General features: G+C 73.0%; 18 protein-coding genes. 6 read left to right on the top strand and 12 right to left on the bottom strand.

The window, feature by feature from the left end; translation table 11 throughout:
• Positions 1 to 48 precede the first annotated feature (48 nt).
• A complete protein-coding gene (locus ACIQMJ_RS16125; RefSeq protein ID WP_499761730.1) occupies positions 49 to 774 on the top strand; it encodes a Clp protease N-terminal domain-containing protein in 726 nt (241 codons plus the stop codon).
• Here the strand turns inward: ACIQMJ_RS16125 and priA are convergent.
• Genes priA through ACIQMJ_RS16100 form a run of 5 tightly spaced genes read right to left on the bottom strand, consistent with a single transcriptional unit; the run spans position 737 to position 4,225 of the window.
• Positions 737 to 1,471, bottom strand: a complete 735-nt coding sequence (gene priA, locus ACIQMJ_RS16120; protein WP_499761729.1) for a bifunctional 1-(5-phosphoribosyl)-5-((5-phosphoribosylamino)methylideneamino)imidazole-4-carboxamide isomerase/phosphoribosylanthranilate isomerase PriA — start codon at positions 1,469 to 1,471, stop codon at positions 737 to 739. The two genes, ACIQMJ_RS16125 and priA, sit on opposite strands and share 38 nt — an antisense overlap.
• Positions 1,472 to 1,480: 9 nt before the next feature.
• Complete coding sequence (gene hisH / locus ACIQMJ_RS16115) at positions 1,481 to 2,116, bottom strand: imidazole glycerol phosphate synthase subunit HisH (protein ID WP_499761728.1); 636 nt, start codon at positions 2,114 to 2,116, stop codon at positions 1,481 to 1,483.
• Positions 2,117 to 2,153: 37 nt separating this feature from the next.
• Positions 2,154 to 2,624, bottom strand: a complete 471-nt coding sequence (locus ACIQMJ_RS16110) for a hypothetical protein (protein WP_499761727.1) — start codon at positions 2,622 to 2,624, stop codon at positions 2,154 to 2,156.
• Positions 2,625 to 2,633: 9 nt separating this feature from the next.
• Positions 2,634 to 3,533, bottom strand: coding sequence for a transketolase family protein (locus ACIQMJ_RS16105; RefSeq protein ID WP_499761726.1), 900 nt, complete (start codon positions 3,531 to 3,533; stop codon positions 2,634 to 2,636).
• The gene (locus ACIQMJ_RS16100) at positions 3,530 to 4,225 is read right to left on the bottom strand and encodes a thiamine pyrophosphate-binding protein (protein WP_499761725.1); all 696 of its coding nucleotides are present in this window, start codon (positions 4,223 to 4,225) and stop codon (positions 3,530 to 3,532) included. Before ACIQMJ_RS16100 ends, ACIQMJ_RS16105 begins: the two co-directional genes overlap by 4 nt.
• Before the next feature lie 53 nt (positions 4,226 to 4,278).
• Here ACIQMJ_RS16100 and soxR point away from each other — a divergent pair, with 53 nt between their 5' ends.
• Together soxR and ACIQMJ_RS16090 are read left to right on the top strand one after the other, a co-directional pair.
• A complete protein-coding gene (gene soxR, locus ACIQMJ_RS16095; RefSeq protein WP_499761724.1) occupies positions 4,279 to 4,740 on the top strand; it encodes a redox-sensitive transcriptional activator SoxR in 462 nt (153 codons plus the stop codon).
• 59 nt (positions 4,741 to 4,799) lie between these two features.
• Positions 4,800 to 5,315, top strand: a complete 516-nt coding sequence (locus ACIQMJ_RS16090) for an RNA 2'-phosphotransferase (protein WP_499761836.1) — start codon at positions 4,800 to 4,802, stop codon at positions 5,313 to 5,315.
• Here ACIQMJ_RS16090 and ACIQMJ_RS16085 read toward each other — a convergent pair.
• From ACIQMJ_RS16085 to hisD, 5 genes are all read right to left on the bottom strand, one after another.
• Entirely contained in the window at positions 5,287 to 5,877 is a 591-nt protein-coding gene (locus ACIQMJ_RS16085; protein WP_499761723.1) for a TetR/AcrR family transcriptional regulator, read from the bottom strand. The genes ACIQMJ_RS16090 and ACIQMJ_RS16085 overlap by 29 nt on opposite strands.
• Positions 5,878 to 6,086: 209 nt before the next feature.
• Complete coding sequence (locus ACIQMJ_RS16080; protein ID WP_499761722.1) at positions 6,087 to 6,242, bottom strand: CG2302 family histidine operon protein; 156 nt, start codon at positions 6,240 to 6,242, stop codon at positions 6,087 to 6,089.
• Positions 6,243 to 6,842, bottom strand: coding sequence for an imidazoleglycerol-phosphate dehydratase HisB (hisB, locus tag ACIQMJ_RS16075; RefSeq protein WP_499761721.1), 600 nt, complete (start codon positions 6,840 to 6,842; stop codon positions 6,243 to 6,245).
• Positions 6,839 to 7,942: a histidinol-phosphate transaminase gene (locus ACIQMJ_RS16070; RefSeq protein WP_499761720.1), complete on the bottom strand. Its 1,104-nt coding sequence runs from the start codon at positions 7,940 to 7,942 to the stop codon at positions 6,839 to 6,841. Before ACIQMJ_RS16070 ends, hisB begins: the two co-directional genes overlap by 4 nt.
• Positions 7,939 to 9,255 (bottom strand): histidinol dehydrogenase, encoded by a 1,317-nt coding sequence (gene hisD, locus ACIQMJ_RS16065; RefSeq protein ID WP_499761719.1) that lies wholly within the window; start codon positions 9,253 to 9,255, stop codon positions 7,939 to 7,941. The genes ACIQMJ_RS16070 and hisD overlap by 4 nt, the downstream gene beginning before the upstream one ends.
• A gap of 148 nt (positions 9,256 to 9,403) precedes the next feature.
• Here hisD and ACIQMJ_RS16060 point away from each other — a divergent pair, with 148 nt between their 5' ends.
• Positions 9,404 to 10,717, top strand: a complete 1,314-nt coding sequence (locus tag ACIQMJ_RS16060) for a M14 family metallopeptidase (protein ID WP_499761718.1) — start codon at positions 9,404 to 9,406, stop codon at positions 10,715 to 10,717.
• Here ACIQMJ_RS16060 and ACIQMJ_RS16055 read toward each other — a convergent pair.
• Positions 10,698 to 11,828: an aminotransferase class V-fold PLP-dependent enzyme gene (locus ACIQMJ_RS16055; protein WP_499761717.1), complete on the bottom strand. Its 1,131-nt coding sequence runs from the start codon at positions 11,826 to 11,828 to the stop codon at positions 10,698 to 10,700. The two genes, ACIQMJ_RS16060 and ACIQMJ_RS16055, sit on opposite strands and share 20 nt — an antisense overlap.
• A 60-nt stretch (positions 11,829 to 11,888) precedes the next feature.
• Complete coding sequence (locus ACIQMJ_RS16050) at positions 11,889 to 13,433, bottom strand: ABC transporter substrate-binding protein (protein WP_499761716.1); 1,545 nt, start codon at positions 13,431 to 13,433, stop codon at positions 11,889 to 11,891.
• Between the two features lie 29 nt (positions 13,434 to 13,462).
• On the opposite strand from ACIQMJ_RS16050, the gene ACIQMJ_RS16045 reads away from it, so the two are divergent.
• Positions 13,463 to 14,239, top strand: coding sequence for a carbon-nitrogen hydrolase family protein (locus ACIQMJ_RS16045; protein WP_499761715.1), 777 nt, complete (start codon positions 13,463 to 13,465; stop codon positions 14,237 to 14,239).
• A 110-nt stretch (positions 14,240 to 14,349) separates the two neighbouring features.
• The gene (locus ACIQMJ_RS16040) at positions 14,350 to 15,264 is read left to right on the top strand and encodes a DUF2382 domain-containing protein (RefSeq protein WP_499761714.1); all 915 of its coding nucleotides are present in this window, start codon (positions 14,350 to 14,352) and stop codon (positions 15,262 to 15,264) included.
• Positions 15,265 to 15,311: the final 47 nt, after the last annotated feature.

Here is a 15,311-nt window from a genome sequence, read left to right as displayed (position 1 = left end):
GTCAACCCGAGGTTGACCCGATCACCAGCGTCAACCTACAGTTGACGGGTGGTAGCGCCGCCCGTCCAGCTCACGGACCTCATCGTCACCGTCGCCTCCGAGCACCCGGACGTGCTGGGCAGGCTGACCGCCGCCGTGGAGCTGAGCGGCCAGCTCGACGAGCTGGGCGACCACCTCATCGGCCACTTCGTGGACGAGGCGCGGCGCGCCGGCGCGAGCTGGACCGAGATCGGCGAGAGCATCGGCGTCACCAAGCAGGCCGCGCAGAAGCGGTTCGTGCCCCGCGAGTCGCCGGACCTGAAGCCGAGCTTCGACCGCTACACCGACCGGGCGCGGCGGGTCGTCGTGCTGGCCCGCCACCACGCCCGGTTCAGCGAGCACATCGGCACCGAGCACCTGCTGCTCGGCCTGCTGGACGAGTCCGGCGGCCTGGCCGCCAAGACGATCGCCGCGCTGGAAGCGGCCGAGGGCACCACGCGCATGGCCGTGCTGAACGAGCTGGACGGCGCGGTCCGGCAGCGGCCCGACCCGCAGCCGTTCACCGCCCACTGCAAGAAGGCCCTGGAGCTGGCCGTGCGGGCGTCACTGCGCCACGGGCACACGTTCGTCGGCACCGAGCACCTGCTGCTCGGCCTGCTGGCCGAGGGCGAAGGCGCCGCCGCCAGGGCCCTCGACCGCACGGGCGTGACCCTGGAAGCGGCGCAGTCCTACGTCGTCCGGGAGATCGAGGACGCGATCAGCCGCGGACCGCGGCCAGCGCCTCGGGGAGCGTGAACGCGCCCGCGTAGAGCGCCTTGCCCACGATCGCGCCTTCGACGCCGTCGCGGGACAGCGCCGCCAGCGCCACCAGGTCGTCCACGCTGGACACACCGCCCGAGGCGATCACCGGCGCGTCGGTCCGCGCGCACACCTCGCGCAGCAGGTCCACGTTCGGGCCCTGGAGCGTGCCGTCCTTGCCCACGTCGGTGACCACGTAGCGGGCGCAGCCGTCGCGGTCCAGCCGCTCCAGCACCTCCCACAGGTCGCCGCCGTCCTTCGTCCAGCCGCGCGCGGCCACCCGGTGACCCTGCTCGGTGATCCGCACGTCCAAGCCGACCGCGACCTTCTCGCCGTGCTCGGCCACGACCTTCGCGCACCACTGCGGGTCCTCCAGCGCGGCTGTGCCCAGGTTCACCCGCGCGCAGCCGGTCGCCAGCGCCGCGGCCAGCGACGCGTCGTCGCGGATGCCGCCGGACAGCTCCACCTGGACGTCCAGCTCGCCGACCACGCGGGCCAGCAGCTCGCGGTTGCTGCCGCGGCCGAAGGCGGCGTCGAGGTCGACCAGGTGCACCCACTCCGCGCCGTCGCGCTGCCACGCGAGCGCGGCCTCCAGCGGGTCGCCGTAGTTGGTCTCGGTGCCGGCCTCGCCCTGCACGAGCCGAACGGCCAGGCCATCGGCCACGTCAACGGCCGGGAGCAGCGTGAAAGTCACGCGTTCAGCCTAGTTGACGCTCTTGAGCCAGTTCTCCAGCAGGTGCGCGCCCGCGTCGCCGGACTTCTCCGGGTGGAACTGGGTCGCCCACAGCGGCCCGTTCTCCACCGCCGCGACGAACTCGTCGCCGCCGTGCTCGGACCACGTCACCAGCGGTGCGCGGAGCGAATCGGACTCGGGCAGCTCCCACTTGCGCACGCCGTAGGAGTGCACGAAGTAGTACCGGGTGTCCGCGTCGAGGCCCGCGAACAACCGGGTGTCCTCGGGCGCGCGGACGGTGTTCCAGCCCATGTGCGGCACGACGGGGGCCTCCAGCCGCTCCACCGCGCCCGGCCACTCGCCGCAGCCCTCGGTGAGGACGCCGTGCTCGATGCCCCGCTCGAACAGGATCTGCATGCCGACGCAGATGCCCAGCACGGGACGGCCGCCGGCGAGCCGCCGGCCGATGAGCCGGCCGCCCTTGATCGCGTCCAGCCCGGCCATGCACGCGGCGAACGCGCCGACACCGGGCACCACGAGGCCGTCGGCGTCGAGCGCGGCCTGGTGGTCGGCGGTCACCTCCACGTCGGCGCCGACGCGCTGGAGCGCGCGCTCGGCGGAGCGGATGTTGCCGAATCCGTAGTCCAGCACGACGACCTTGGGCACGGTTCCAGCCTACTAGCCCGGCCGGCCCGCCCACGGATCAGGCGAGTCCGCCCTGGGTGACCGGAACCACCGGGAGAACCGTGTTGATCGGCAGGCCGGCGCGGTCCGGCAGGGCCGTCACCCACGTGTCGGCACGACCTTCGTCCACCAGGGACCGGACCTCGGCGACGTCCGCGGGCAGCTCGACGGGTCGCGGCCGGGCGTCCAGGCGCCACCAGCGCAGCAGGCCGACCAGCCGGCGCGCCGATCCCGTCGACCCGGCCCGCTCACCGTCGGTCCACACCTCGGCGGTGGGTGACCAGCGCAGCAGCAGCGCCGCCGCGCCGGTCTCCCGCACCTGCTCGGCCAGCCGGCACGCCGCCGGGAACCCGATCTGCCTGCGCGGCAGCAGCACCGTCCCGGAGGCCACCGGGACGAGTGCCGCGGGGCCCGCGGCGGCGCGGTGCAGGTTCAGCTGCAGCTCCGCGGTCGGCGCGGGTGTCCAGATCAGGGTTCTCGGCACGCTCACAGGCGGAGATCATGCCGCAGCGACCGGGTGCCCGAACATCCGACGCACGGCCGCGGCGACGCCGAGCACGTCCAGGTCGTGCGCCGAATCGTGGTCCTCGGCCGTGCCGTAGGCCCGCAGCTCGGCGTCCCGCCGCACGCCCAGCGACCGCAGCCGGTGCGGCACGTCCGCCAGCGCCTCGGCCGCCAGGTGCGCCGACGTGCCCTCCAGGTACGGCTCGACCAGCAGCACGTCGGCCCGCTCGGCGCGGTCCACCGCGGCCCGCAGCCCGGCCGCGTCGAACGGCCGCACGGTGGTCGCGTAGAGCACGGTCACGTCGGCGTCCCCGGTGGCCGCCAGCACGGTGTCGAGCATCGGCCCGACGGCCACCACCACGCCCCGCGTGCCGCGCCGCACCTCGGTGAACCCCTCGACCACCGGGTGCGGCGCGGCGTTCTGCCGCAGCGAGAGCCGGATGTAGAGCCGGTCCTCCCGCGCCAGCGCGTCCCGCACGATCGGCCCCACCTCCTCCGGGTGGCCCGGCACGCGGACCGTCCACCCCGGCAGCGTGTCGAACAGCGCCACGTCGCCGGGCGCCTGGTGCGTGCGGCCCCACACCGGGTCGTCGTACGAGCCGCCGATGCTGACCAGCACGCCGCCCAGGTCCTGGTGCCCGAAGTCCAGCTTGACCTGCTCGAACGGCCGCTCGACCAGGAACGGCGCGTAGGTGTGCACGACGGGCCGCAGCCCGCTCAGCGCGAGCCCCGCGCCCACGCCGACCATGGCCTGCTCGCGGATGCCGACGTTGATCACCCGCTCGTGCGGTGCGAACGCATCCCGCGAGATCTCCGCCAGCACGACCGCGACCCGCGGGTCGTGCCGCATCACGTCCTCGACGGTGTCCACGAAGACCTGCCGCATCGACGTCATCGTCGCTCCCCCTCACCGATCTCCGCCACCACGACCAACGGCCGGCCGGGGTGCTCCTGCGTGAAAGCGGCGTGCAGCGCCTCGTGGTCCCGTCCGTCCACTGTGGAGGACTGCCAGCCCTCGACCTCGAACCGCTTCGCCACCCCGCCGGGCCAGCCGTGCGTGCCGGAGGCGTTGTCCACGACCACCGCCACCAACCGGTCCAGGCCGAGCCGTCCGGCCAGCGCGATGGCCTCGTGGTTGCTGCCCTCGTCCAGCTCCGCGTCGCCGACCAGCACGAACGTCCGCGCGGTCCGGCCCTGGAGGCGCAGACCGAGCGCGGTGCCGACGGCGATCGGCAGGCCGTGGCCCAGCGAGCCGCTGCTGATCTCCACCCCGTTGACCAGCACGCGGTCCGGGTGCTGACCCAGCGGCGAGTCCCACGCCGTCCAGTTGTCCAAAGTGGATGGATCGAGGTAGCCCTTCGCGGCCAGCACGGCGTAGTACGCCATCGGGCCGTGCCCCTTGGACAGCAGGAACCGGTCGCGGTCCGGGTCGTCCACCCGGTCCGGCGAGACGTCCAGCACCCGGTCGTAGAGCACCCACAGCACGTCCAGCGTGGACGCCGCCGCCCACTCGTGCTTCTCGTCCCCTGTCATCCGCCGGAACAGCGCGGGGATCTCCGCGAAGCCCGACTTCTCCTCGACTGCCATGACCCCACGAAACAACTTCGACTTAAGTCGAGGTCAAGCACTACCATCGGATCGTGAGCAAGTTGCCGGACATGTTGACCATCGGCCAGGTCGCCGAGCGCAGCGGGGTGCCGCACACCGCGCTGAGGTTCTACGAGGAACGCGGGCTGATCACGTCCGAGCGCACCGCGGGCAACCAGCGCCGGTACCCGCGGCACGTGCTGCGGCGGCTGGCGTTCATCCGCACCGCGCAGCGGGTGGGGCTGTCGCTGGAGGACGTGCACGCCGCGCTGGCGACCCTGCCGGACAACCGCACGCCGACCAAGTCCGACTGGAGCAGGCTGTCGGCGAGCTGGCAGCTGGAGCTGGACGCCCGGATCGACGCGCTGCGGCGGCTGCGCGACCGGCTGACGTCGTGCATCGGGTGCGGGTGCCTGTCGCTGCGCAGCTGCACCCTGCACAACTTCGACGACGAGCAGGCCGCCGACGGACCGGGCGCGCCCAAGCTCAAGCCCGCGCTGGAGGGCGGCACCTGAGATCCTGAAATGCGGTTGTGGCCCGTGGTGCACTGGAGGTCGTGCAAGAGAAGAAGCAGATGGTCCGCTTGTCGAAGCGGATGGCGAAGACGCTCCGCCACGAGCCGCAACGGCTCGGCCTGACCCTGGACCCCGCGGGCTGGGTGGACCTCGACGAGTTCGTCCGGGCCCTGGGCGTGAGCAAGGCGCAGGTGCTGGAGGTCGTGGCGGACAACGACAAGCAGCGGTTCGCGATCGAGGACGGGCGCATCCGCGCCAACCAGGGGCACACCGTCGAGGTGTCGTTGGAGCTGCCGGTGGCCGAGCCGCCGGCCGAGCTGTACCACGGGACGGTGGGCCGGTTCCTGCCCGACATCTTCCGCGACGGGCTGCGGCCGATGGCGCGGCACGACGTGCACCTGTCCGCGACCGTCGAGACGGCCGTGCGGGTCGGGTCGCGCCGGGGCAAACCGGTGGTGCTGGTCGTCGACGCCGCGGCGATGGTCGCCGACGGCCACGAGTTCCGGGTCAGCGCCAACGGCGTGTGGCTGGTGCCCGCCGTGCCCGCTAGCTACCTGCGAGAACACGTCTCGTGAGCCAGTCGAGGCCCGCGACGACCTCGTCCGGGCCGAGGCCGCGCACCTGTCTTTGGTACTGGTAGACCTCGGGTGCCAGCGGCGCCATCAGGGCGTCCACGACGGCGGTGGGCGCGCCGTCCACCAGCGCGGCGACGTGACGCCGCCAGAAGCCGTAGGCGCCCGCCCGGAACCGCGCCCGGCCCGTCTCGGCGCCGAGCACCAGGTGCAGGTGCCGTTCCAGCAGGCCGACCATGGTCCGGTAGAACGCGGCCAGCCGCTCGTCCGGCGGCGCGCCCGGACCCAGCGGCGGCGGACCGGTGAGGATGCGGTCCTGGATGTCGGCCTCGTGCTCGTCCAGCAGGGCCTGCGCGATCGACGTCGTGTCCGGGTAGCGCCGGTACAGCGTCGCCCGACCCACGCCCGCGGCCCGGGCGATGTCCTCCATCGTCACGCCGACCGCCCCACCGGCCGCGGCGAACACCCCTTCCGCGGCGGCGAGCACCCGGGCCCGGTTGCGGGCGGCGTCGGCCCGTTCCCGACGGCGACCGACGATGGTGGCGGCCTGAGCCGGTGACGACATGTGACCAACCATACGCAGAGCGCCAAACCGCCCGCGCACACCGCCCCGAACGTCGAACTCACGGGACCTGAGCGTTCGACACGCGGGACCTGAGCGTTCGACACGCGGGACCTGAGCGTTCGACTCACGCGTGCCGAACGTAGGACTCGCGCGAGAGTCCTACGTTCGGAACGCGCGTGTCCTACGTTCGGGGCAGGCGAGGTGAACGCTCAGAGCAGCCAGGCGAGGGCGGCGCCCACGGCGACGACGGTCAGGACCAGCAGGACGATCGCCAGGCCCCGGGCCGTCTTCCACGTGCTGTAGACGCCGCCACCGAGGAAACCGGCCAGCGCGATCAAGCCGATGACCACGTACTCCTTGGGCATCTACAGGACGCCCTTGGTCGACGGCACGCCACCTACGCGCGGGTCCGGCTCGACGGCCGCGCGCAGCGCCCGGGCGATCGCCTTGAACTGCGCCTCGGTGATGTGGTGCGGGTCGCGCCCGTACTCCACCCGCACGTGCAGCGCGATGCCCGCGTGGAACGCCAGCGAGTCGAACACGTGCCGGTTCAGCACGAACGGGTAGTTGCCGCCGATCGTGAAGGTGTTGAACTGCTCCGGCTCGCCCACGTGCACGCAGTACGGCCGCCCCGACACGTCCACCGCGGCGTGCGCCAGCGTCTCGTCCATCGGGATCCACGCGTCGCCGAACCGGCGGATGCCCGCCTTGTCCCCCAACGCCTCCCGCAGCGCCTGCCCGAGCACGATCGCCACGTCCTCCACGGTGTGGTGCGCGTCGATCTCCACGTCACCGGTCGCCCGGACGACCAGGTCGAACGACCCGTGCACGCCCAGCGCGGTCAGCATGTGGTCGTAGAACGGCACCCCCGTCGCGATCTCGACCTGCCCGGTGCCGTCGAGGTCGACCTCGACGTACACCGACGACTCCCTGGTGGTCCGCTCCACCTTGCCGACCCGGCTCACCGGCCAACCTCCTTGCTCGCCGCGAGGAACGCGTCGTTCTCCTCCGGAGTACCGACCGTCACCCGCAGATGTCCGGCGATGCCGACGTCCCTGATCAGCACACCGCGTTCCAAATACGACCGCCACGTGGCGTGCGCGTCCTCGAACCACCCGAACAGCACGAAGTTCGCGTCGCTCGGCACCACCGAGAAGCCCAGGCCCGCGAGCGAGTCCACCACCCGGTCCCGCTCGGCCGCCAGCTTCGCCACCGACCCGAGCGTCTCCGCCGCGTGCCGCAGCGACGCCCGCGCCGCCGCCTGCGTCAACGCCGACAGGTGGTACGGCAGCCGCACGAGCTGCAACGCGTCCACCACGGCGGGCGCGGCGGCGAGGTAGCCCAGCCGACCGCCCGCGAACGCGAACGCCTTGCTCATGGTGCGGCTGACGATCAGCTTCGCCGGGTGGTCGGCCAGCAGCGCGACCGCGCTCGGCCGCGACGAGAACTCCGCGTACGCCTCGTCCACCACGACCATGCCGGGCGCGGCCTCGATGAGCACGCGCAGGTCGTCCAGCGGCAGGCTCTGCCCGGTCGGGTTGTTCGGGCTGGTCACGAACACCACGTCGGGCGCGCGCTCGGCCACGATCTCGGCCGCCCGCGCCACGTCCAGCGAGAAGTCCGCGCGACGCGGTGTCGGAGCCCACTCGGTGCGCGTGCCCGCGGCGATGATCGGGTGCATCGAGTACGACGGCTCGAAGCCCAGCGCGGAGCGGCCCGGCCCGCCGAACGCCTGCAGGATCTGCTGCAGCACCTCGTTCGACCCGTTCGCCGCCCACACGTTCGCCGAGGTCAGCTGGACACCCGTGGACGAGGACAGGTAGGCGGCCAGGTCCTCGCGCAGCGCCACCGCGTCCCGGTCCGGGTAGCGGTGCAGCTCGCCCGCGATCGCCGCCACCTCGCGCACGACGTCCTCCACCAGGGCGGGCGTGGGCGGGTACGGGTTCTCGTTGGTGTTCAGCCGGACGGCCACGTCCAGCTGAGGCGCGCCGTACGGCGTACGGCCGCGCAGGTCGTCACGCAGGGGCAGGTCGCCGATCTCGACCTGGTCGCCGAGGGGCCTCATCCGCCGAACCTCGCCGTGACCGCCTGGCCGTGCGCGGGCAGGTCCTCGGCGTTCGCCAGCGCCACGACGTGCGGCGCGACCTCGCGCAACGCGTCCTCGCTGTAGTCGATGACGTGGATGCCGCGCAGGAACGTCTGCACCGACAGCCCCGACGAGTGCCGCGCGCAGCCGGCGGTGGGCAGCACGTGGTTCGAGCCCGCGCAGTAGTCGCCCAGCGACACCGGCGAGTGCGCGCCCACGAAGACCGCACCGGCCGCGCGCACGCGGGCGGCCACCTCGCGGGCGTCGGCGGTCTGGACCTCCAGGTGCTCGGCGGCGTAGGTGTCCACCACCCGCAGCCCCTCGTCCAGGCTCGACACCAGCACGGTGCCGGACTGCCGGCCGGTCAGCGCCGTCCGCACGCGCTCGCGGTGCTTGGTCGCGCCGACCTGGCGGTCAAGCTCGGCGTCCACGGCGTCCGCCAGCTCGACCGACGTGGTCACCAGGACGCTCGCGGCCAGCGTGTCGTGCTCGGCCTGGCTGATCAGGTCGGCGGCCACGTGCACCGGGTCGGCCGTGCCGTCGGCCAGGATCGCGATCTCGGTCGGCCCGGCCTCGGAGTCGATGCCGATCAGGCCGCGCAGCAGCCGCTTGGCCGCGGTCAGGTAGATGTTGCCGGGACCGGTCACCAGGTCCACCGGCTCCAGCAGCCGCCCGTCGGTGTCGGTGCCGCCGTAGGCCAGCAGCGCGACGGCGAGCGCGCCGCCCACCGCCCACACCTCCGTGACGCCGAGCAGCGCGGCGGCGGCCAGGATCGCCGGGTGCGGCAGGCCGCCGAACTCCGCCTGCGGCGGCGAGCACACCACGAGCGACTCGACGCCCGCGATCTGCGCCGGCACCACGTTCATGACCACGCTGGACGGGTAGACGGCCAGGCCGCCGGGCACGTACAGGCCGACGCGGGACACCGGCACCCAGCGCTCGGTGACCGTGCCGCCGGGCACGACCTGGGTGGTCGTGTCGACCCGGCGCTGGTCGGCGTGCACCTTGCGGGCGCGGGTGATGGACTCCTCCAGCGCCGCCCGCACGGCCGGGTCCAGCTCGGACAGCGCGCGCTCCAGCTCGGCGGCGGGCACGCGGACGGACTCCGGGCGCACCTTGTCGAACTTCTCGCCGTGCTCCAGCACAGCCTCGACGCCCCGTTCGCGCACGTCGTCCACCAGCGGCCGGACCTGATGCAGCACCGCGTCCACGTCGACCTCGGCGCGCGGCAGCGCGGCGCGCAGTTCGGCGGGTGACGGGACACGACCTCGCAGGTCGATGCGGTTGAGCATGCCCTCAAGGGTAAGGCGTCGCCAATTCCGTCAACTGTCAGCCCGGCCCCGAGTTGTGAACCCGACAAACGGCGGCTACCTCGATCCGTGACCGGCGCGCCACGCTGCGTACGCATCCGTCGCAAACCCTGCTGATGATGGAGGCTTGATGTTCACCAAGCGGCGCGGCCTTGTGGCCGCCGCGCTGGTCGCGAGCGTGGCCCTGGTGCTCCCCGCGCACCCCGGGTCCGCTCAGACGGCGACCGCGCAATCCACCGAGCGGACCGTGTTCGAGGTCACCGCCACCACCCCCGAGGCGCGCACGAAGGTCGCCCGGACCGGCGTCGACGTGCTCGGCCAGAGCGGTGACACGCTCACCGTGCTCGCCGAACCCCGCCAGCAGTGGCTGCTGCGGGCCACCGGCCTGCCCCTGCGCGCGACCGGCGACGCGGACGCCCAGCTCGCGGGCCTGGGCAAGGCGGACTTCGCCGACCCGCAGCTCGGCACGCTGGACTTCCCGTCCGGCTACACCGGCTACCACAACTACGCGGAGATGGTCGCCGAGCTGAACCAGACCGTCTCGGACCACCCGAACCTGGTCACGCTGCGCAGCATCGGCAAGTCGTACCAGAACCGCGACCTGTGGATGATCAAGATCAGCGACAACCCGTCGGTCGACGAGTCCGAGCCCGAGGTGCTGTTCACCTGCAACCAGCACGCGCGGGAGCACCTGACCGTGGAGATGTGCCTGCACATCATCAAGCGGTACACGGACAACTACGCCTCCAACGCGGCCATCAAGGGCGCGGTCGACAGCCGGGAGATCTGGGTCATCCCCAGCGTCAACCCGGACGGCTCGGAGTACGACATCGCGACCGGCTCGTTCCGGGCGTGGCGGAAGAACCGGCAGCCGAACTCGACCTCGACCGGCACCGACCCCAACCGCAACTGGGGTCACCAGTGGGGCTGCTGCGGCGGTTCCAGCGGCAGCGGGTCGAGCGAGACCTACCGCGGCCCGTCGGCGTTCTCCGCGCCGGAGACCGCGCGCGTCCGCGACTTCGTCAACGGCCGCGTGGTCGGCGGTGTGCAGCAGATCAAGTCGCACATCGACTGGCACACGTTCTCGGAGCTGATCCTGTGGCCCTACGGCTACACCTACAACGACACCGCGGCGGGCCTGGACGCCACCCAGGCCAACGTGTTCCAGACCATGGGCAAGCGGATGGCGTCGCTGAACGGCTACACGCCGCAGCAGGCCAGCGACCTCTACATCACCGACGGCAGCGTGGACGACTGGATGTGGGCCGCGCACAAGATCTGGAGCTACACGTTCGAGATGTACCCGGCCTCGGCGAGCGGCACCAGCGGCTTCTACCCGCGCGACACCGTGATCGCGGCGCAGACCTCGCGCAACGACACCGCGGTGCAGCTGTTCCTCGACTACTCCGACTGCGTCCCGCGCATCACCGGGCGCACCTGCTGACGGCCGCCACGGCCTGATCGATGAGCGCGGGCTCGACGAAGTAGTGGGGCGAGGCCCTCACGACCTCGTCGAGCCCGCGCCGGGTCATGTCCAGCAGCGTGGACGACGCGCCGCTGACGGTGACCGTGACGCCGTCGCGGGCCAGCCGGTCCCGCACGTCGGCCGCCGCGACCCCGTCCACCGTGAACGTGACCAGGCCGGCCTTGCGCACGCCCGGGTCGCGCACCGTCACGCCCGGCAGCGCGCCCAGCCCGTCGCGCAGCCGCTGCGCGCGCTCGCCGACCTCCCGTTCGATCACGTCGATGCCCTTGGCCAGCGCGTACCGCGCCGCCGCGATGAGCCCGAGCCGGTCGGCGACGCCGCACTCCCAGATCTCGTAGACCCGCGCGTCGTCGCGCAGCCGGATCTCCTCGGGCGCGACCCACTCTGCGCTGTGCAGGTCGACCAGCCTCGGCCGCATCCGCGCGGCGGCCTCGCGGCGCACCACCAGCACACCGGTGCCCCGCGGCCCGCGCAGCCACTTGCGGCCCGTGCCCGCGATGAGGTCCACGCCCAGCTCGTCGGCCCGCACGGGCAGCTGCCCGATCGACTGGCACGCGTCCAGCAGCACCAGCGCGCCCACCTCGTGCGCGGCCTCGGCGACCTCGCGCGCCGGGTTGACCAGCCCGCTGTTGGTCGGCACGTGCACCAGGGAGACCAGCTTCACCCGTTCGTCCAGCATCTCCTTGAGCGCGTCCACGTCGACCTGCCCGAACGCGTCGGACGGCACCGCCTCGGCCGTCGCGCCCACCTCGCGCGCCCGGCGCAGGATGGGGATGGCCGTGCCCGCGTACTCGGCCTCGCTGAACAGCACCCGGTCCCCCGCGGCCAGCGGCACGGCGTCGAACGCGGTCAGCCACGCGCGGGTGGCGCTGTCGGTGAACGCGACCTCGTCCGGCCGCGCGCCCAGCAGCTCGGCGAACACCCCGTACCCGGCCTCCAGGTCGTCGGCCCGCTCCCGCGCGGCGACGTACCCGCCGACCTCCGCCTCCCGCCGCAGGTGGCCGATCACCTCGTCCAGCACCTCGCGCGGCGGCAGGGAGGACCCGGCGGAGTCGAGGAAGATCGTCACGGCGTCCCCTTAGCTCGTGGACGGCACCACTGTCGCCACAAGGATGCAGCAGGACCGGCCCTAGCGGGGCGTCCACTTCTCCAGGTTCCACCACGGACCCCAGCCCAGCGCGCCGCGCGCGTGCGGGTCGACGACCTCCTGGTAGCCGTTCCAGTTCTCCCGCACCACGTACGTGTGCTGCACCGAGGCCAGCACCACCATGCCCGGCGCGGCCACGTACGCCCGCTGGAACTGCTTGTAGGCCGCAGCGCGCTGCGGCGGGTCCAGCACCGTGCGCCCGATGTCCAGGGCCGCGTCGACCTGCGGGTTCGAGTAGCCCCACGGGTTGGGCGTGTGCAGCTCCTCGTAGGTCATCAGGTCCGGGTCGAACGGCGTGCCGCCGCCGTGCAGCAGCGCGTCCGCGCCCAGCCTCGGCGTGACGGCGTCCCAGCCGAGGCCGGCCAGCTGCACGTCGATGCCCACCGCCTTGGCGTCCGCTGCGAACGCGGTGGCCAGGTCGGCGCGCACCACGTCGCCGATCGGGTACATCAGGGTGAACCGGGCGGCCACGCCGTCGCGCGCCCGCACGCCGTCCGCGCCGCGCACCCAGCCCGCCTGGTCCAGCAGCAGCTCGGCCAGCGCCTTGTCGTAGGCGAACCGCGCGCCGGTCTCCACGAACTCCGGCAGCGCGTCCGGCACCGGCGTGGTCGCCACCGCGCCCTTGCCGCCGAGCAGGTTGTCCACCGCGCCCTTGCGGTTGACCGCGTGGTTCAACGCCATCCTGATCGCGCTGTCACCCGTCACGGGACCGCCCGGCAGGGTGACGGCGCGCAGGTCGGCCGTGCGGTGCGTGATCACCCTCATGCCGTTCGCGGTGCCGAACGACGCGGCCAGCCGGGGCGGCAGCTCGGTGCCGTCGAACTCGCCCGCCTGCATCCGCTGCGCGCGCGTGTTGTCGTCGGGCACGAACACCACGGTCAGCTTGCGGATCTTCGGCTCGCCGCCGAAGTAGGCGGCGTTGGCCTCCAGCACCATGCGGTCGCCCTTGCGCCACTCCACCAGCTTGTACGGGCCCGTCCCCACCGGTTTCACGTCGCGCAACGGCCCGCCGAGCGCCTCGCTGGGCAGGATGCCGAGCACCAGCGTGTGCGGGAACGCCGCCCACGGCCGGGACAGCGTGAAGCGGACCGTGCGCACGTCCAGCTGCTCGACGCCGGTCAGCTCCGCGTACGCGGCCCGCTCGGTCGAGCCGGACGCCGGGTCCAGCAGGGCCCGGTAGGTCGCCACCACGTCCTCGGGCCCGAACGACGTGCCGTCGGCGAACTTCACGTCGTCGCGCAGCCCCACGGTCCAGCTCAGCCCGTCCGGGGCGGGCGTGGGGGCGTCCGCCGCGAGCTGGGGCCGCACCGAGCCGTCCGCGCGGTGCTCCACCAGGCCGTCGTACAGCTTCGACACGCCCTCGCGGCCGTAGCCGAGCAGCGGGTTCAGCGTGGTCGGCTCGATCGGGTCGGCCAGCACGAGCGCGCTGTTGTCCGAGGTGCCCTCCGCGCTCGGTGTCGTCGTGCCCGTGCACCCCGCGGCGGCGAGCAGGGCGACGAGGACGAGCGGGGGCAGGAGGGAGCGCACGAGACCCGACACTACCTAGAGTGGGCCACATGCGTGTCGCCCTCTGCCAGATCACCTCGTCCAGCGACCCGGCGGCGAACCTCGACCTGGTGCGGTCGCAGACCGGGGCCGCGGCGGCTGCCGGAGCCCGCGTGGTCGTGTTCCCCGAGGCCACGATGTGCCGGTTCGGCGTGCCCCTGGGCCCGGTGGCCGAGCCGCTGGACGGCCCGTGGGCGAGCGCGGTGCGCGACATCGCCGACGAGCACGGCGTGGTCGTCGTGGCGGGCATGTTCACGCCCGCGCCCGACGGCCGGGTGACCAACACCCTGCTCGTCACGGGCGACGGCCACCACGTCGGCTACGACAAGATCCACCTGTTCGACGCGTTCGGGTTCACCGAGTCGCGCACGGTCGCGCCCGGCGCCGCGCCGGTGGCCGTCGAGGTCGACGGCGTCACGTTCGGCCTGGCCACCTGCTACGACGTGCGGTTCCCCGAGCTGTTCCGGGCGTTGGCCGACCGCGGCGCGACGGCCGTGCTGCTGTGCGCGTCGTGGGGCGCGGGACCGGGCAAGCGGGAGCAGTGGGAGCTGCTGGTGCGCGCCCGCGCGCTGGACTGCACGTCGTGGGTGCTGGCCTGCGGCCAGGCCGATCCCGGCGTGGACCACGGCGCGCCCACGGGCATCGGCTTCAGCACGGTCGCGTCGCCGCTGGGCGAGGTCGTCGAGCAGCTGGCGGGCGAGCCGGGCCTCGTGCTGACCGAAGTGGACACGGAGAGTGTCACGCGGGCGAGGAATGCCTTGCCCGTCCTGGCCAATCGCCGACTCTGAAGTTCTTTCGGAGGACGTTGCCTCACACGAACGGGTGGCAGCCGAATAGGTGGCCCTTCGCGCCGGGAAGCCTTCTGCGGGACCAAAACGACACGCGAAGGGACCCGGCCATGATCAACCAGGCCGAAGTGGACCGCCTGTACGACTGCGACGTGATCGACGAGCACGGTGAGCGCATCGGCTCGGTGAAACAGGTGTGGCTCGACGATCAGGACGGGCGGCCGATGTGGGCGTCGGTGCACACGGGCCTGTTCGGCCTCAAGGAGTCGTTCGTGCCGATCCAGGACGCGACCCTGGGCAACGGGGTGATCACCGTCCCCGTGGACAAGCAGCAGGTCAAGGACGCGCCGCGGATCGACGTGTCCGACGAGCACATGTCCGACAAGCAGCAGGACGAGCTGTACGAGTACTACGGCCTCATCCCGTCGCACCGCACCGGCGACCACGACCGGCTGCCGAACCGCGGGCGCGGCGAGACCAAACCCACGCCGATGCCGGGCGCCGGGCGGACGTCGGGGCTGACCCGCGGCGAGATGCGCGGCGGCGGGATGCCCGGTGAGACCCGCGCCGAGGGGCTCGGCAACGTGCGCGGCGAGGCGACGACCACGGGCAAGCCCGCGGCCCCCGGGCAGCGCGGCCGTCACGAGGCGCGCTCCGGCGACTCGGTGACCCGCTACGAGGAGGAGCTGGACGTCGGCACCCGCGACGTCGAGGCCGGCCGAGTCCGGCTGGTCAAGCACACCGTGACCGAGCAGAAGGACGTGACGGTGCCGGTGTCGCACGAAGAGGTGCGCGTGGTGCGCGAGCCCGCCGACGGCGCGCCGACCGACCGCGCGTTCGCCGACGAGGAGGCCGAGGTCACGCTGCGCCGCGAGGAGCCGGTGGTCGAGAAGAGGACCAAGCCGGTGGAGAAGGTGCGGCTCGACAAGCAGACCGTGACCGAGCAGCAGCACGTCGGCGGCGAGGTCCGCAAGGAACGGGTGGACGTGGAGCGCGACGAGCAGACCAGGCGGCGCGACTCCTGATCCGGGCGCGCCCGCGCCCCGTGCCCCGGGCGCGGGCGCTGCCCGAC

The sequence above is a fragment of the Actinosynnema sp. NPDC091369 genome (assembly GCF_044757065.1).
Classification (GTDB): Bacteria; Actinomycetota; Actinomycetes; order Mycobacteriales; family Pseudonocardiaceae; genus Actinosynnema.
This window is presented reverse-complemented; position numbering and strand designations above follow the sequence as displayed.